We start from the raw sequence: 15,827 nt of genomic DNA, 5'->3' as shown, positions 1-15,827 counted from the left end.
TCGAAGGCGGCAGCCTCAAGCTCATTCGCACCGGTTCGCATAGTGAGCTGTTTTAGCGCAGCCAGATCTTTGCCAACCCCACCTGCGCAAGCCACTTCCTGAACACAGCCCTGTCACCCTCCCAAGGCTCAACCAGCTTTTCCCTGGGATCTTCGCTCAGCGCATAGGCCATGCCCTCGACCCACCATTGCGGCTTGAACAACAGGGGCAGTACGCCGACTCGCTCCGACTGCAGGTAGTGAATCAGTTCATGCCGCACGTAATACGGCTTCCAGGCGCGCGGCCCAATCACTGTGCCGAACTGGCCCAGTGTGACTGCGGACCGAGCGCCAAGGCCGAAAGAATCGGCACACGCCTGGCTCGCACAGAACACAACCCGCGGTTGACCCTCGATAGTTCCGACCTTGGCAGAAACAAACGCGATGGCCTCGTCACGTAGCGCAAGTGCTTCCGCCAACTTCAACGCATCGTCCACGCAAAGCGTCCGGCTCGCATTGCAGGTCACATGGACCCACTGCGGTGCAATCACGCGCACCGGCTTGACGATGAACCACGCAACCACCGGCACGATGACGACGATCAGGACCGCCAGGCGTCCTATCGAGCGGATCACGGGCCGCTTCACGTCAACAACGCCATCGCAACCGTATCAAAATACTCGCCATTCACCCGCATGCCGCGGCGCTTGGTGCCCTCTTCCTCAAACCCGAAGCGACCATACAGCCGGCGTGCGGCGTGGTTGTCCGCGCGCACTTCCAGCTCGACCCTTGTGATGCCCGCGCGCATGGCCTGCTCGATGCACTGGTCGAGCATTCGCGCGCCGAGCCCCTGGCCGCGATAAGCAGGCAGCAGGCCCATGCCGAGCGAGCCGCAATGCTGCAAGGTGTGATGCCAGCCGGGCATGATGTCGCACCAGCCGACGACCCCATCGCCGTCTTTCGCAACCAGTTGCGCGACGCCCTTCGCGATGTTCTCCGCGACAAACTGCTGCATGTTCGCCAGCGGCGGTGCTTCGAGCAACGCAAGAAAGCGCGCCTCACGAGCGACCGAGTCCAGGCACTCGCGAAACGACTCCACATCGGCGAGCGTGATCGGCATGATCGTTACGGCCATCGGTACCCCAACACGGTGCTGACCGGATACGAATGCTCGCGCACTTCATCGAGCTGGTTGCCGCCCCACAGGTACACCCGCTCTTGGTCAGCGCGCAGGAAAAAGCCCACGTGCCCCTTCCAGCTGGCAGGGTCGTCGCGCGTGAGCACGGCAATGCAGCCGTGCACCGGCTCGCTCAACGGCGTGCCCCATTCCAGCCATGAGCGCGCAAGTGCCGAGTTCGTGCCCGCGATGCCGACCTGCGCCAGCGACCAGTTGACGAATGACGAGCACCAGGACGCCTTGTCGTCGTAGCCGCGAATATTGGTGAGCGCGTGATACTCCGTCACGCGGGGGTTGCTCTGGCCGGGCGCGAAGGTGCGCACGCCCCGCTCGGCAAAGGCAACGGTCATCCAGGGTGCGGCCGGTTTGTCCATGCGGTAAATGCTAACCTCGACGCGATGCCCATCCCGCAACCTGCCGTGGCGCCCGCCGCAGGCGCTGCTCCTTCTGCCGCTACCAACAGCATGCCGGCCACACTGGTGGTGCTGGTGCTGGCATTGCTGCTGGGCATCCAGCCCGTCACGACTGACCTCTACCTGCCTGCGCTGCCTGCACTGACGGACGCTTTTGGCGCGAGCGTTGCGCAAGCCCAGCTCACGTTGACGACGCTGCTGCTGGCCTTCGGCACCTCGCAGCTCGTGTGGGGGCCGCTGTCAGACCGCTTTGGGCGCAGGCCCATCCTGCTCATTGGCCTGGGCGCCTACACCGTCGCCTCGTTGGGCTGCGCGCTCGCGCCTTCCATCGCCGTGCTGATCGCGCTGCGCATCGTGCAAGGCGCTGCGATGGGCGCTGCCGTGATGGGTGCACGCGCCATCGTGCGCGACCTGTACACGCCCGAGGCTGGTGCGCGCGCCATGTCGAAAGGGCTCACGGGCCTGGGCGTCATTGCCTGCACGTGCGCGCCGATGGGTGGCCTCATCTCCGATGTATTCGGCTGGCGCTTCGCGCTGGCAGCGCCCGCCACATTTGGTGCGTTCGCATTCACGCTCGTGGCGCTGCGCTTCAAGGAATCGGTGCCGCGCAAGAACCCCGATGCCTTGCGCGCTGCCACACTCGTCAACACTTGGCTGATGATCGTGCGGCATCCGGGCTTCATCACGTACTCGGCCCTCTCGACGGCGTCGTACGCAGGCCTGTTCACCTTCCTGTCTTCGTCGTCGTTCATCTTCATCAAGATGCTGGGCCTCTCGCGCACGCAGTACGGCCTGGTGATGTTTGCCAGCGCGTTCATCTACATCCTGGGCACGTTCTGGTGCCGCCGGCTGCTGCCGCGCTTCGGCGTGCGCCGCTCGGTCGCGTTAGCGGCAGTGCTCACGCTCACTGGCGGCACGTTGCTGGGTGTGCTGGCGCTCGCCGGCATCCACACGACGTGGTCAGTGCTGGGGCCGTTTCTGCTGTATATGTTTGCGCACGGCGTGCACCAGCCGTGCGGGCAAAGCGGCGCCGTCGCGCCCTTCCCTCAGGCAGCGGGCGCAGCGTCGGCGTTGAACGGTTTCATCATGATGGTCGCGGCTTTTGGCGTTGGCGCGTGGATGGGCACGCGGCTGGACGGCACGGTGTTCCCGCTGGCCAACGGCGTGTGGTTCTGGAGCGCCTGCATCGCCGTCACCGCATTCACTCTTGTGCAGCGCTATGGCGATCCACGGCAAGCCTGAATCGCGCACGTTCCGCGCCATTGCGCTGGCCGGCCCCACGGCGTCGGGCAAGACCGCCTGCGCGCTCGCAATCGCAGCGCAGCACGATGCAGAGATCATCAGCGTTGATTCAGCGCTGGTCTATCGCGGCATGGACATCGGCACCGCCAAGCCCACTGCTGCCGAGCGCGCCATCGCACCGCATCACCTGCTCGACATCCGTGACCCGCTGCAGGCCTACAGCGCGGCAGAGTTCGCCACTGATGCCACGCGCCTGATTGGCGAGATCAACGCGCGCGGCAAGCTGGCCTTGCTAGCCGGCGGAACCATGCTGTATTTCAAGGCGCTGTTCGGCGGGCTCGATGCAATGCCGCCTGCAGATACTGCCGTGCGCGGCGAGCTCGATGCGCTCGCAGCCACGAAAGGCTGGCCCGCCATGCACGCGATGCTGCAAGAGGTCGATCCAGTCACGGCAGCGCGCCTCGCACCCAACGATTCGCAGCGCGTGCAGCGGGCGCTGGAGGTGTATCGCATCAGTGGGCAGCCGCTGTCGGCTTTCCATACGAGCAACGCGTCGCGCGAGATGCCGTTCAAGTCCATGCCGTTGTTCTCGCTGGAGCCGGTGAATCGCGCGTGGCTGCACCAGCGCATCGCGCAACGCTTTGATGCGATGCTGGCCGCGGGCTTCGTGCAGGAAGTGATCGCCCTTCGAGCGCGTGGCGACTTGAATGCCGACCTGCCCAGCATGCGGTGCGTGGGTTACCGGCAGGCATGGGAGCTGCTGGACGAACAGGAGCGCACGGGTGCGTCATTTGCAATGAACACGCTGCGCGAACGCGGCATCGCTGCGACGCGCCAGCTCGCCAAGCGCCAGCTCACGTGGCTGCGCAGCATGCCGCAGCGCCGTGTGATTGCATGCGATGCGCCGGATGCGCAGCAGCAGTTGCTGCAACTCGTGCGGGAGGCACTATGACGGTCAGCATTCGCAACCTGGCCAAGCGCTACGGCGATGTGGCCGTCTTCGAGCACGTCAACCTTGACGTTGCACCCGGCGAGTTCGTCGCCATCGTCGGCGAATCCGGCGTTGGCAAATCGACATTGCTCAATTGCATGGCGGGCCTGGACAGCTGGGACGAAGGCACCGTCATGCTCGCCGGCCAGGACTTGGGGCCGCTCGACGGCGATGCGCGCGCCCTGCTTCGCCGCAAGCTCACGGGCTTTGTGTTCCAGGCGTTCCATGTGCTGCCGCATCTCGATGTCGCGCAGAACATCGGCTTGCCGTTGATGCTGTTGAAGCAGCCCGACGAGGGCCGTGTCGAGCGGATGCTCGCAGCCGTCGGCCTGGACGGTTTGGGTGCGCGGCTGCCGCAGCAGCTGTCGGGCGGCCAGCTGCAGCGTGTGGCGATTGCGCGTGCGTTGATCCACAACCCGGCGTTGTTGCTCGCTGACGAGCCCACCGGCAATCTCGACCCCGCCACCGCTGCGAAAGTGCTCGATATCCTCATCGCGCAGACACGCGAGCATGGTGCATCGCTGGTGCTCGTGACGCATTCGGAAGCTGCAGCGACGAGGGCTGATCGGGTGTTGACGTTGACCAGTGGCGGGGTTGCGTTGCGGTAGGTGTGTGGGGGCAATCAGCCCCGCCGTTGAGAGTAAGGCTGCGAACGAACGAACGAACGAACCAGCGAACCAGCGCCTACCGCCCCAACGCACGCCTCAACATCGCAACGCCCGCTTCGATCTCCTCGATCGGCATCTGGCCCGGCGCGGAACTGCTCTGCCCCACAGCGAACGTCATCGCTGAGCCGAACGTCCAGCCGCACACACGCGTGAGCGCGCCGAATCCACCCATCGCCATACTCACCACAGGAATCGGCAGCGACTCATTCGCCTGCAGCGTCGCGCCGAGCAAGACCAGCACATCGCCCATGTTCCTGGGCATCACGGCAACCTTGGCTACATCGGCGCCGAGTTGCTGGGCCAGCGCAAACCGGCTCGCGATAAACGGCGCGCCCGGTGTCTTCATGAAATCATGGAACGACAACACGAGCTTGACGCCATGCATGGCCGACATGTCACGCACTTGCGACACGTCAGCGGCTGCGTTGCTCATCTCGTAGTCGACCAGCGCGGCGAGCTTGCTCTCGCACACCGCGCGGTACATCACGAGCACCCGCGGCTCGTCGATGGCAATGGGCTCACCACCCTCGTTTGACGAGCGGCGCGTGAAAAGAACCGGGATGCCACCACACGCCTCGCGGATTGCGGCGAGCGTATCGACAACGGCCGCTGTGTTCGCAATGTCATCAAAGAAATCAACACGCCACTCCAGCAAGCCAGGCTTCTTCGCGGCGACGATACGCGTCTCTTCAACCAGCGCCGCCTTCGTGCGTGCCACGAGCGGCGCACAGATCACCGGGAACTGCGCGCCTTCGAAAGGCATGGTCCTGGCCTGCATCAGTGCGACCCCACCAGCGAAGCAAAGCGGTCAAGGTCCACATTGCCGCCGCTGATGATCACGCCGACGCGCTTGCCCCTGATGTCGACACTGCCGTTGCGTGCCGCAGCAAAACCCAGGCAGCCGGTGGGCTCCGTGAAGATCTTCATGCGCGACGCAAAGAACTTCATCGCATCAACAAGTTCACTGTCGCTCGCCGTGACGATGCCGGCCACGTCGCGCCTGATGATCTCGAAGGTGTAACGCCCCAGGTGCTGCGTCTGCGCGCCATCGGCCAGCGTCACGGGCGTGGCGATGTTCACGATCTCGCCCTTGGCGAGCGACTGCTGGCCGTCGTTGCCAGCCTCCGGCTCCACGCCATACACCTGGCAGCGCGGCGACAGCGCCTTGGCCGCCAGCAGGCAGCCGCTGAGCAAACCGCCACCGCCTAACGGAACAAACAGCACATCGAGCTCGCCGGCCTCTTCGATCAGCTCCATGGCCGCGGTGCCCTGGCCCGACAGCACATCAGGATGGTCGAACGGCGGGATCAGCGTCATGCCGCGCTCCTGCGCAAGCGCCGTCGCGAGCGCCTCGCGATCCTGCTTGTACCGGTCGAACAAAATGACTTCCGCGCCGTAACCGCGTGTGGCCTCGATCTTCGATTGCGGCGCGTCAATCGGCATCAGGATCACGGCCGGCATGCCATGCAGCCGCGCAGACAACGCAATGGCCTGCGCATGGTTGCCGGACGAAAAAGCGAGCACGCCGTTCTTCTTTTGTTCGGCGCTGAACTTCGACAGGGCGTTATAGCCACCGCGAAACTTGAACGCGCCCATGCGCTGCAGGTTCTCGCACTTGAAAAATAGTTGCGCGCCGAGCGCCGTGTCTGCAGTGTGCGATCGCATGACGGGTGTGCGGTGCGCGTGGCCGGCGAGCCGGCGCGCAGCAGCAGCGACATCGTCGAATGTGGGTAGCTGGGGCATGTGAAACACTGTAGCAAAGAAGAAAGCACAATCTCTTCATGCTCGCACTGCTGCGCACCTTCTCATGGCAAGAGCTGCGACACCACCCGTGGCGCAACGCCGCCGCCATCGTGGCCGTCATGCTGGGCGTGGCGCTCGCGTTTTCTGTGCATCTGATCAATGCGTCGGCGCTGAGCGAATTTTCCAGCGCCGTGCGCTCGACGGGTGGCCAGCCCGACCTGGAGCTGCGCGCCGTGCAGGGCTCATTTGACGAGTCGCTCTACGCACGCGTCGCAGCGCATGCGCAGGTGGCGATGGCAAGCCCCGTGCTGGAGATCGCCACACTGGCCTTGAATGCTGCAGGTGAGCGCAAGCCCGTGCGAATCGTTGCCGTTGATGCGCTGGTGGTTGCGGCTGTCGCGCCTTCGCTCATGCCTCTGCCGATGGAAGACACCGACCAGTTCGCGCTATTTGCGCCGGGGCAAGTCTTTCTCAATCCGGCCGCGAAACAGGCATTCGGCGCCGCCACCAGGACCCTGCAATTGCACGACGGCCTGCGTCTGCGCGAAGCCACCATCGCCGGCACGATTGCCGCAGGCGGCACGCCAATGGCTGTGATGGACATCGGCGCTGCGCAGGACTTTTTCGGCCGCAGCGGCCAGCTCACGCGCATCGACCTGCGCCTGCGCCCAGGCACCGACACCGCTGCTTTCATCAAGTCGCTGGCGCTGCCAGCAAACGTGGTGGCAGCCGAGCCGGGCGACGCAGCGCAGCGCGTGAACAGCCTCTCGCGCGCGTATCGCGTCAACCTCACCGTGCTGGCGCTCGTGGCGCTCTTCACGGGCGCCTTCCTTGTCTATTCAGTGCTCGCCTTGAGCGTCGCGCGGCGGGCGCAGCAGTTTGCCTTGCTCGGTGTGCTCGGCGTCACGACCACGCAGTGCGGCCAGCTCGTGCTGCTCGAATCAGTGATGCTGGGTGTGATCGGCAGCGTCGCAGGAATCGCAGCAGGCGCCGTGCTTGCCGATATCGGCTTGCAAGTGCTGGGCGGGGACCTGGGTGGCGGCTACTTCTCCGGCGTGGCGCCACAACTGCACTGGAGTTCTGCCGCTGCACTGATGTACGGCGCGTTGGGCGTTGTCGCAGCGGCCGCAGGCGGCTGGCTGCCGGCGCGCGCCGCGCAGCAGTTGCCACTGGCGCAAACACTCAAGGGGCTCGGCGCGGGCGTGCCGAAAGCGCGCAGGCACATCGTGAGCCTGACGATGATCGCCGCCAGTGTTCTGTTGGCCATGTTGCCGCCGGTGTTCGGCCTTCCGCTGGGCGCTTATTTCTCCGTGGGGCTGCTGCTCGTGGGCGGCATCACCGCATTGCCGTGGGCGATTGCGCTGCTCTACGACCGGCTCGCGCCACTCGTGAGTGCCAGCGTGCTGCCCTTGCTCGCTGTCGAGCGCGCGCGCCGGGTTCGTGAAAGTGCAGCGGTGGCTGTGAGCGGCGTTGTCGCATCGCTCAGCCTCGCCGTCGCGCTCACGGTGATGGTGGCGAGTTTTCGCGACTCGGTGTCGAACTGGCTCGATGTGGTGCTGCCCGCCGATCTGTACGTGCGCACGTCGACATCAGCATCCGACACCGCATGGTTCTCGCCCGAGTTCATCGACGGCGTGGCGCGTGTGACGGGCGTCAAGCGGGTGGCAGGGCAACGATCAAGGTCGCTGCTGCTCGATCCGTCGTTGCCACCGGTCGGCTTGCTCGCGCGCGACGTCGGCAAGGGGGACTCGTTGCCGCTCGTCAGCGGGCCGCTCGCTGCGCCAGCTGGCCAGGTGCCCATCTATGTGAGCGAGGCAATGGTCGATCTCTATGGCGCGCGCCTGGGTGGCACCTTCGCGCCGCTGAGCAAAGCCTTCCCCGATAATCCGCCCGTGTTCTTCGTCGCAGGCGTGTGGCGCGACTACGTTCGCCAAAGCGGCGCCATCGCCATCGACCGTATCGAATTCATTCGCCTGACGAATGACAGGCGCGTGAACGAGTTCGTGCTGTGGCTGGATGCCGCAGCGCAACCCGCGCAGGTCGAGCAGGCCATTCGCGATATCGCGCAGCGCGACGGCAGCGCAGCAGGCGCCATCGACTTCGCTTCGTCACGCGAGTTGCGCGCGATCTCGCTGCGCATCTTCGACAGGAGCTTTGCCGTGACCTACTGGCTGCAGGCCGTGGCGATCGGCATCGGGCTCTTTGGTGTGGCGGCGAGCTTCAGCGCGCAAGTGCTCGCGCGCCGCAAGGAGTTCGGCCTGCTTGCGCACCTGGGGCTCACGCGCACGCAGATTCTTGGCGTGGTGGCGGGGGAAGGCGCGGCGTGGACATTCATCGGATCACTCGCGGGCCTCGCGCTCGGGCTGGCCGTGTCAGTCGTGCTCGTGCATGTGGTCAACCCGCAGAGCTTTCACTGGACGATGGACCTGCTCGTGCCGTGGCTGCGCCTGCTGGCGCTGTGCGCGGCGGTGGTCGTGGCAGGCACGATCACCGCGTGGCTCGCGGGTCGTGCTGCGGCCGGCAAGGACGCCGTGCTGGCGGTGAAGGAAGACTGGTAAGGCGACCTCAATTTGTTCGAGAGCATAAGAACGATGCGAGCTCACGTTCAAGGAGCCAGAGCGAACTGGTAACGGCTGGTCGATAGGCCCAAGTACTTTGACAGGCGTGCTAACGCCGGGGGCGGCGGCGATGTCAACTTGGTGGTGCATCTATGGCAGCTGTCATTCACGACGGCTGCGTGTCGCCTCTACTCTAATGGTTTCGTATTTGCCCCCTGCTCAAGCGGGCCTGGCACGAAGTCGAACTGGTCGAACCCGTGCGAGCGGGTACTGCTTGGATCCGGCCTCCTGCGAAAGCATTGGGCATGCACCCATCTCGGCAAAAAATGCAGCTCATTTGTAGTAATAAAGAAAGCACAAACAGCACGATTTAGTCCAATAGAATTGCATGGCCCGATTTTGGGCAATTGCCGAAAGGGAAACATGAACGACAAGAAACTAGACCTGGTCCAAGACGCTCCGCTTGCTGATACGGTCAAGCCGCTCGACAAAGCAGCGATCGATCGCATCGAGGAGCTGTCGCTGGAGACCGCGGAAAACGTTGGTGGTGGACTGACCTACCACTACCAGCAAGGGCCGAACTGACGGGGAGTCGTACTCACGCCCACGCCTTCCTCTGCGGAAAAAAAGGCGTGGGCAACCAACGATTTGAGGTCTGCTTGCAATCACGCCCTTCCGGACAACCACCCTTTCGAATTGAGGCGGTCGGATCGTCTACCGACACTTTTTTTGGGGAAGTGCAGATTCGCCTTGAGAAGCACTACTTCATCTTCGGCCTTGTCGTCGCACTGATCGCAGTGTTGCTGGTCGTCTTCGCGGCGACCTTTCAATATGAACAACACACGGTGGCCATCGGGCGCCTGCGACCGATACTGGGTTCATCCCGGATCGTGGCACCCACTGCTGCAGTTATTGCGCTGTCGCACGTATCGGAGGGCCAGAGCGTCAAGCAGGGAGACGTTCTATTCACGCTTCGCGTCGCAGCGCAAGCGTCGCAAGGCTCTTACGGTGGAGCCGACTCGCCCGAACTGTTCCGCTCGATCCGCAAGAGCATGGTCGAGGAGCTGCCCCAGATTCAGAATGAAACCGCGCACCGCCTGAAGTCGCTCGATGCCCGGCAAACAATTCTGAACGCCGAATTGGGCCACCTTCACGAGCAGCTAAAGCTGCAAGGGGCTCGTGTGGCCTTGGCCGAAAGAGCTCTTGCCCGAGCGCGGGGGCTGGTCAAGGAGGGGTTCTACAGCGAGGCTCGCGTTGAAGAAAAAGAGGCAGACCGCGTCGAACAACTACAAAAACTGTCGACGCTCGACCGGGCCATCCTCCAACAAACGCGCGATCTAGAAGCCCTTCACGCCGAGCGACTGACCCTTGTTTCAGATGAACGCAGACAGAGGTCCAATACCGATCGTTCTATTGCCCAGCTGGACCACGAACGACGCGATGCCGCCATGAAGACCGAATACGTGCTGGTCGCGCCCATGGACGGCATTGCCACTGGCCTCGCCTATCGCGCGGGTCAAAGCGTCGCCGCCAATGACCAGGTCGCGCAGATCATTCCGGCAAATGGGGAATTTGAGGCGGAGGTGTTGGTACCGCCAGAAGCCGTTGGCTTCGTGAAATCGGGTGACGAGGTGATGATCCGATTCGCCGCTTACCCGTACAGAAAATTCGGCCAGCAGCCAGCGATCATCAAGGATGTCTCTCTCGCATCTTTTGATGCGAAGGCGCCAGCCGACGCCCGACCGCTGCCAGCCCAGGTCCGATTCCTTGCGACCGCGCGACTGAAGAACCAATTCGTGGAATTCAACGGCGGCAAACTTCCCCTGCGCAGCGACATGCCGATCGATGTCGTCGTTCCGCTCGAGAAACGTCGAATCATCTTCACGCTGATCGACCCTGTGCGGCGCTGGTTCCCGAATTCGTAGACGCACGCCCGATGACACTCAGCCACCGCGCACAAGATTTTTTGGGCAGCCTTTCGTTCTTTGGGCGAAAGCAGCTACCGCTACTGCTGCAAGGAGCCACCGCAGAATGCGGCCTCACTTGCCTCGCAATGGTCGCCTCCTTCCATGGGCGCCCCATCGACATCGCCGAGCTGAGGCGCAGCTTTCCAATCTCCACGCGCGGTTTGACACTGCGCAGCATGATTGCGATGGCATCACGAATGGGCTTCTCCAGTCGGCCATTAAAAGTGCCGATGTCGAAGCTCGCTGAGCTAGTCATGCCATGCGTGTTGCACTGGGACATGAAGCATTTCGTAGTCCTCAAGTCTGTGCGAGGCGACACCCTTGTCGTTCATGATCCCGCTGCGGGTCGCAGGAAAATCTCCTTTGACGAGGCATCTCGCCACTTCACGGGCATTGCCCTCGAAGTTTCACCCCTTCCCACCGAGATCTTGCCGTCAAAGAGAGTGCCCATCGGCTTCACCGATGTGGTTGGTACTGTCCGCGGTGCGGCACCGGCCATCGCCCTTCTGCTGGGAGTGGGCCTTGTCGCGCAACTGCTGTCGCTCACCGGCCCCATCATGATTCAATGGGTCGTCGACGAAGCAGTATCGACTACCAATTCCGATCTCCTGATCACGATCGGCATCGGCTTCTCCCTGCTGGTCGCGCTGCACGCCGCAATCTTTTGCGCGCGAAGCTGGGTGAGCACCAACAGCACGATGCAGCTGATGATGCAATGGTTGAGCAACACGTTCGCGCACCTTGTCAGACTGCCGACCTCGTACTTCGAGACGCGAAATCCCGCAGATATCGTCGCGCGCTTCGAGTCGATCTCGGCGGTCAGGCGCATCTTGTCGCAGCAATTCACGGACGCAGCCCTCGACGGGGTCTTCGCAGTCGTCATTCTGGCGACTATGTTTCTCTACAGCCCCGCCCTGGCGGCGATCAGCCTCGCCGGTGTGGCCCTGTGCATCGCCATCAAGGCCGCGTTTCTGAGGCGTCTGCGGGAATTGGGGGCCGAGCAGCTACTTGCTGAATCTCAGCAACGCAGCTACCTTATCGAGACTGCCCGCGGGATCCAAAGTGTCAAGCTTTTCGGCAGGGAAGCGCAGCGCCATATCGCTTGGGAAAACAAGCTCGTCGACATGGTCAATGCGGAAACCCGAGCGGCTCGGCTTTTGACGCTGCAGCAGACTCTGATCTTTCTTTCGAGCGGGATCGAGCGCGTGATCGTGGTCGTACTCGCTGGTATGGCGGTCGTCGACAGGAAGTTCACCGCCGGCATGCTGGTCGCGTACATCAGCTACCGCGAGCAACTCTTCCAACGGGTCCTGCTCGCCATCGAAAGGGCCTTCGACTACAAGCTCTTGAGCGTCCACTTCGAACGCATAGCGGATGTAGTCCACGAAGTGAGGGAGCCGCGTGACGAGATTGCGGCCGAAGCGAGGCCACGCTCCGAATTACCGCCGACCATCCACCTAGAAAACATCAGCGTGCGAGCCGGGTTCGACGAACCATGGATCCTGAAGGGCCTGTCTTTGCAGATCGACCGCGGTGAAAGCATCGTGCTCACAGGACCGTCGGGTTCCGGCAAATCGACGCTGGTCAAAGTGCTCGTGGGCCTATCGACACCGCAGGAAGGCGCGATGCGTGTCGACGGCAAAACGCTCAAGTCGTACGGCGTGGAAGCGTACCGGCGCGAGGTGGCATCAGTGTTGCAGGAAGATCATCTGTTCGCGGGCAGTATTCTCGACAACATCAGCTTCTTCGACCTCGACCCTGACATGGAGGAAATCGAGAGATGCGCAAGAGCTGCGGCCATACACGACGACATCTGTCGCATGCCGATGGGCTACTTCACGTTCGCAGGCACAGTGGGAAGCGGACTTTCGGGCGGCCAGAAGCAGCGCATCCTGATCGCCCGCGCCCTCTACCACGGACCCTCGATTCTTATTCTCGACGAAGCGACAAGTCAGCTGGACCAAGCCAGTGAGCGCCGCATCATGGAAAACATTCGTTCGATGAACATTACGCGCGTGACGGTCGCGCACCGCCAGGAAACGATCAGTCTCGCGGATCGGGTGGTTCGGATCGAGCACGGCGAAATCGTATCGGACACGCGCTCAGTCGAAACTACCGAAATTGAATATGAACAGTCGCTCTAAACCATCCAACGCCCAGCTATCGTTTACGTTCATCGGTCATCAGACTTGGCTGCTCTCATCCCCGGATGCGAACATCTTGCTTGACCCTGTGCTGGAGCGCTCATTCGGCAACAGCAAGCACATCAACTTCGAGATCTATCCCCCGCGGTCTGTCGACATTGAGCGGATGCCGGAACTCGACGCCATTCTTCTGAGCCACGAACATCTCGATCACTTCCATCTCTCTTCGCTGAACAGGCTTTCACGGCAAGTGCCCGTGATCGTCGGCAAGAACATGCCAATGTGCGTGCGGGACGCGATAAGGAAGCTCGGCTTCGAAGTGCGCGTCCAGCCGTTTGAACAGCCGATAGAGTTCGGTGACACGCGCGTCTCCATGCACGCGCCGGCCGCAGGTACCGTATTTTGGGAAAAGCGCGTCAGCCAATACTTCATCACGCACGGGGAGGTCTCATGCTTCATTGCGGTGGATGCGCTGACATCGGACCGGCTTGAGAAGGACGTCGTTGCCGGCCGTATGCCCGTTCCCGACTTGATCATCGTCTCCAACAATTCGATGGTGACGCCACCGGGTGCACGCGCTGCAAGCCCGTTTTCCAAAGGGAAGACCTCCCTGCTGAGCCCCGGCACAGGACTGTCGATACTCGACGATCTCGTCGGAGCGGCCGGACGGATTGCAGGCCCGCACACTCACATTGCGATTTGCGGCGACGGTCACATCGACCACGTGCAGGACTTTGGCCCGTTTCTGCATTCAGACAACAAGAGACTGGCCGAACTGGCGAATGGCATGGGCTATCAGCCCGTAGTGCACGGACCGTATCCAGGCGAAAGAATTTCGATTTTTGGAGGTAACAAGTTCGTCGATGACCGGGTCTCATGGATCGACTATGACGGCAGCCGCCATGAAGAGCAAAAGCACAAGCTCCTGACCTTCCTGAAATCGCCCGTTCAGGGACGACTCACTGGGGTCGTGGCGCCCTACGTCGAGGATGCGCAGGTCGCGCGCGACATCGACATCGTGGAGGGCTATCTGGTTCAGTTGGCGCGTCTTCTCCTGCAGTTGCCGCCGGGACGCAACGTGCTCGCCGCAACGGAGCGTGAGTGGCCGAATCTGGGCGATCGACGTGTGGTGGTTCGATTCCTCGTCGGTGACGGCCGTGTCGCGCAGTACGGCCTCAATGTGGTGACAGCCAAATTTGAACGCGACACGACGCCTACTGCGAGGCTGACGCAAGTGTTCCCGTGCGGTTTCGAGGCGTTCCTGCGTGACTTCGCCGCCATACTGCGCGGAGAAATTCAAGTGTGGGACATTGCTGGAAGGTCCACCTACAGCTGGAATCTGGGGGACTCGTACCAGGGCATCGAGGCCGTGCTACTGGGGGATCTCGGCGAACAAGTCCGCCCCGAACTCCACACCGCTCTTTTTAACGCGGAGATCGATCGACTCCTTGGCGCGCAGACCATGGCGGCCGCATGACTCTTAATTCGCGCCCCGAAAACGTTGTAGTGGCGCGCCTGTGCGACGATACCATCGAGGCTATTCGAGCTGCGACCACAGCTCAAGTCGCCAAGGGCGGGTTTTCGCTCCATATGGGCGAAGCACTTCGCGCTACCGAAAAGAGTCAGGTGTTCTCTGCACAAGATGACAAGGCAAAGCCGTTGATCGTCAAGCGCCACTCGCAGCGCCGTGGGTTCGCGAGCGAACTGCTGGCGTATCGTTTGCTCGAGGGTAGCATTCATATCCCAAGGGTCCACTACATCGACGAGTCGGCGCAGGTGATGGTATTGAGCAAGTACGACCCTTGTGCGTTCAATGATTCCGGATCACGCTATCGCGTTTTCCAGGCGCTTGGCCGTGTCCACGGGAGAGCGTCCGCACGTGTTCGGGAATCGAGACTGTCACACCTTGCATGCCGCGAGATCACACTCGGTGAAGCGCATCGTTGGTGGCGGAGCACGCCGGAGCTGGCGCAGTACTACCAGCATCTCGCACAAAGCGCGCGTCTGGCAAGCGAGCACGTGGCACTCGGAGACCTAGGCCCGGGCCACATTCTGGACAGCGGGCAAAGGATCCGTTTCTGCGATTTGGAGACCTTTGCGATGGGTCAGCCGAGTGAGCTTGACCTGATCGCCCTTCTGCAGCTGCCGAGCCGCAATGACGACGCGGAACAAATGACCAAAGCCTACTTTGATGCAAGACAGGAGGTTTGCGCTCCTTCACGCTCTTTCCAGGAATTTCTCGCATCACTTGAACGGCTGTCGTATTTGATCGCTCCACAGGTGAACCTGAAATGAGGGTGCTCCTGGTGCGTCACGCGGAACCGCTATCCGCCGGCCGCCTCGACCATGAGCTTGCACCTTCCGATGAGGAGAATGCGCTCAGCGACGAGGGACAACGTCAAAGTCAGGCGCTCGGCCGCATGCTGGAGGCTGGCGACTTTGACCGCGCCGAGTTTCACTGCAGCCCCATTCGACGCGCACAGGACACCTTTCTCATTGCGACGAAAGACAGAGGCCGAATCGCGTGTATCGATTCGCGACTGGCCGAACTGCGTCTGAATATGGTCCCGATGCGAACCATGGCGCAGGTGCGGGCCGAGCAGATTGAAGCCTACATGGCACCCGAGTCGTCAGTTCATTCATCAGAAAGTGTCGTCGATCACAAAGCCCGTGTCAGCCAATTCTTTGATGAGGTGATCAATCCAAGGCGACAGGATTCGCGAACGCTGGTGATCGTCGCCCATGGCGGAACTATCGAACACCTCTTGGGATGCTTCATCGGCTCGCTTCCATCGGCGCTGACGTCCTACTTCACAGCGATGCCCTGCTGTGCATACCACGAGCTTGCGAACGTTGCGCCTGTGCCCGGAAGATGCGTATGGCGACTCGACAGAGTCAGCGCATTGGTGCGCTGACTCTGTCGAGTTCGCTGTGTTTAGCCTCGCG

Annotated in this window: 15 protein-coding genes; 10 read left to right on the top strand and 5 right to left on the bottom strand. The window is 62.3% G+C overall.

The features are described 5' to 3' along the window. Nucleotides 1–52: 52 nt before the first annotated feature. From GHT07_RS11970 to GHT07_RS11960, 3 genes are read right to left on the bottom strand one after another with little or no spacing between them, the layout of a single operon-like run. The gene (locus GHT07_RS11970) at nt 53–625 is read right to left on the bottom strand and encodes a hypothetical protein (RefSeq protein WP_323740904.1); all 573 of its coding nucleotides are present in this window, start codon (nt 623–625) and stop codon (nt 53–55) included. After that, nucleotides 622–1,113 carry a GNAT family N-acetyltransferase gene (locus GHT07_RS11965; protein WP_153585306.1) on the bottom strand — a complete coding sequence of 164 codons (492 nt, stop codon included), beginning with the start codon at nt 1,111–1,113 and terminating at the stop codon, nt 622–624. The genes GHT07_RS11970 and GHT07_RS11965 overlap by 4 nt, the downstream gene beginning before the upstream one ends. After that, nucleotides 1,104–1,529 (bottom strand): TIGR02594 family protein, encoded by a 426-nt coding sequence (locus GHT07_RS11960; RefSeq protein WP_228488311.1) that lies wholly within the window; start codon nt 1,527–1,529, stop codon nt 1,104–1,106. Before GHT07_RS11960 ends, GHT07_RS11965 begins: the two co-directional genes overlap by 10 nt. A gap of 24 nt (nt 1,530–1,553) precedes the next feature. Between GHT07_RS11960 and GHT07_RS11955 the strand changes: the two genes are divergently transcribed. The 3 genes from GHT07_RS11955 to GHT07_RS11945 are packed head-to-tail and all read left to right on the top strand — an operon-like array spanning nt 1,554 to nt 4,409. Beyond that, nucleotides 1,554–2,810: a multidrug effflux MFS transporter gene (locus tag GHT07_RS11955; protein ID WP_153585305.1), complete on the top strand. Its 1,257-nt coding sequence runs from the start codon at nt 1,554–1,556 to the stop codon at nt 2,808–2,810. After that, nucleotides 2,788–3,762, top strand: a complete 975-nt coding sequence (miaA, locus tag GHT07_RS11950; protein WP_153585304.1) for a tRNA (adenosine(37)-N6)-dimethylallyltransferase MiaA — start codon at nt 2,788–2,790, stop codon at nt 3,760–3,762. Before GHT07_RS11955 ends, miaA begins: the two co-directional genes overlap by 23 nt. Continuing rightward, a complete protein-coding gene (locus tag GHT07_RS11945; RefSeq protein ID WP_153585303.1) occupies nt 3,759–4,409 on the top strand; it encodes an ABC transporter ATP-binding protein in 651 nt (216 codons plus the stop codon). The genes miaA and GHT07_RS11945 overlap by 4 nt, the downstream gene beginning before the upstream one ends. 76 nt (nt 4,410–4,485) lie before the next feature. Here GHT07_RS11945 and aroD read toward each other — a convergent pair whose 3' ends face one another. After that, nucleotides 4,486–5,232, bottom strand: a complete 747-nt coding sequence (aroD, locus tag GHT07_RS11940) for a type I 3-dehydroquinate dehydratase (RefSeq protein ID WP_228488310.1) — start codon at nt 5,230–5,232, stop codon at nt 4,486–4,488. 14 nt (nt 5,233–5,246) lie between these two features. Beyond that, complete coding sequence (locus GHT07_RS11935) at nt 5,247–6,212, bottom strand: threo-3-hydroxy-L-aspartate ammonia-lyase (RefSeq protein WP_153585301.1); 966 nt, start codon at nt 6,210–6,212, stop codon at nt 5,247–5,249. Nucleotides 6,213–6,250: 38 nt separating this feature from the next. Between GHT07_RS11935 and GHT07_RS11930 the strand changes: the two genes are divergently transcribed. From GHT07_RS11930 to GHT07_RS11900, 7 genes are all read left to right on the top strand, one after another. Continuing rightward, nucleotides 6,251–8,770, top strand: coding sequence for an FtsX-like permease family protein (locus GHT07_RS11930; protein ID WP_153585300.1), 2,520 nt, complete (start codon nt 6,251–6,253; stop codon nt 8,768–8,770). A 423-nt stretch (nt 8,771–9,193) separates the two neighbouring features. After that, nucleotides 9,194–9,355 (top strand): hypothetical protein, encoded by a 162-nt coding sequence (locus tag GHT07_RS11925; RefSeq protein WP_153585299.1) that lies wholly within the window; start codon nt 9,194–9,196, stop codon nt 9,353–9,355. A 152-nt stretch (nt 9,356–9,507) separates the two neighbouring features. Then, nucleotides 9,508–10,695 carry an HlyD family secretion protein gene (locus GHT07_RS21745; RefSeq protein WP_153585298.1) on the top strand — a complete coding sequence of 396 codons (1,188 nt, stop codon included), beginning with the start codon at nt 9,508–9,510 and terminating at the stop codon, nt 10,693–10,695. 11 nt (nt 10,696–10,706) lie between these two features. After that, nucleotides 10,707–12,881, top strand: a complete 2,175-nt coding sequence (locus GHT07_RS11915) for a peptidase domain-containing ABC transporter (RefSeq protein WP_153585297.1) — start codon at nt 10,707–10,709, stop codon at nt 12,879–12,881. Beyond that, complete coding sequence (locus GHT07_RS11910) at nt 12,865–14,358, top strand: MBL fold metallo-hydrolase (protein ID WP_153585296.1); 1,494 nt, start codon at nt 12,865–12,867, stop codon at nt 14,356–14,358. Before GHT07_RS11915 ends, GHT07_RS11910 begins: the two co-directional genes overlap by 17 nt. Further along, a complete protein-coding gene (locus GHT07_RS11905; protein ID WP_153585295.1) occupies nt 14,355–15,176 on the top strand; it encodes a hypothetical protein in 822 nt (273 codons plus the stop codon). The genes GHT07_RS11910 and GHT07_RS11905 overlap by 4 nt, the downstream gene beginning before the upstream one ends. Beyond that, nucleotides 15,173–15,796, top strand: coding sequence for a histidine phosphatase family protein (locus tag GHT07_RS11900; protein WP_153585294.1), 624 nt, complete (start codon nt 15,173–15,175; stop codon nt 15,794–15,796). The genes GHT07_RS11905 and GHT07_RS11900 overlap by 4 nt, the downstream gene beginning before the upstream one ends. The last annotated feature ends 31 nt before the right edge of the window (nt 15,797–15,827 follow it).

This window comes from Caenimonas koreensis DSM 17982, from assembly GCF_009646335.1.
Taxonomy (GTDB): Bacteria; Pseudomonadota; Gammaproteobacteria; order Burkholderiales; family Burkholderiaceae_C; genus Ramlibacter; species Ramlibacter koreensis.
Note: the sequence above shows the minus strand (reverse complement) of the source record. Positions and strands in the feature narration are given on the sequence as shown.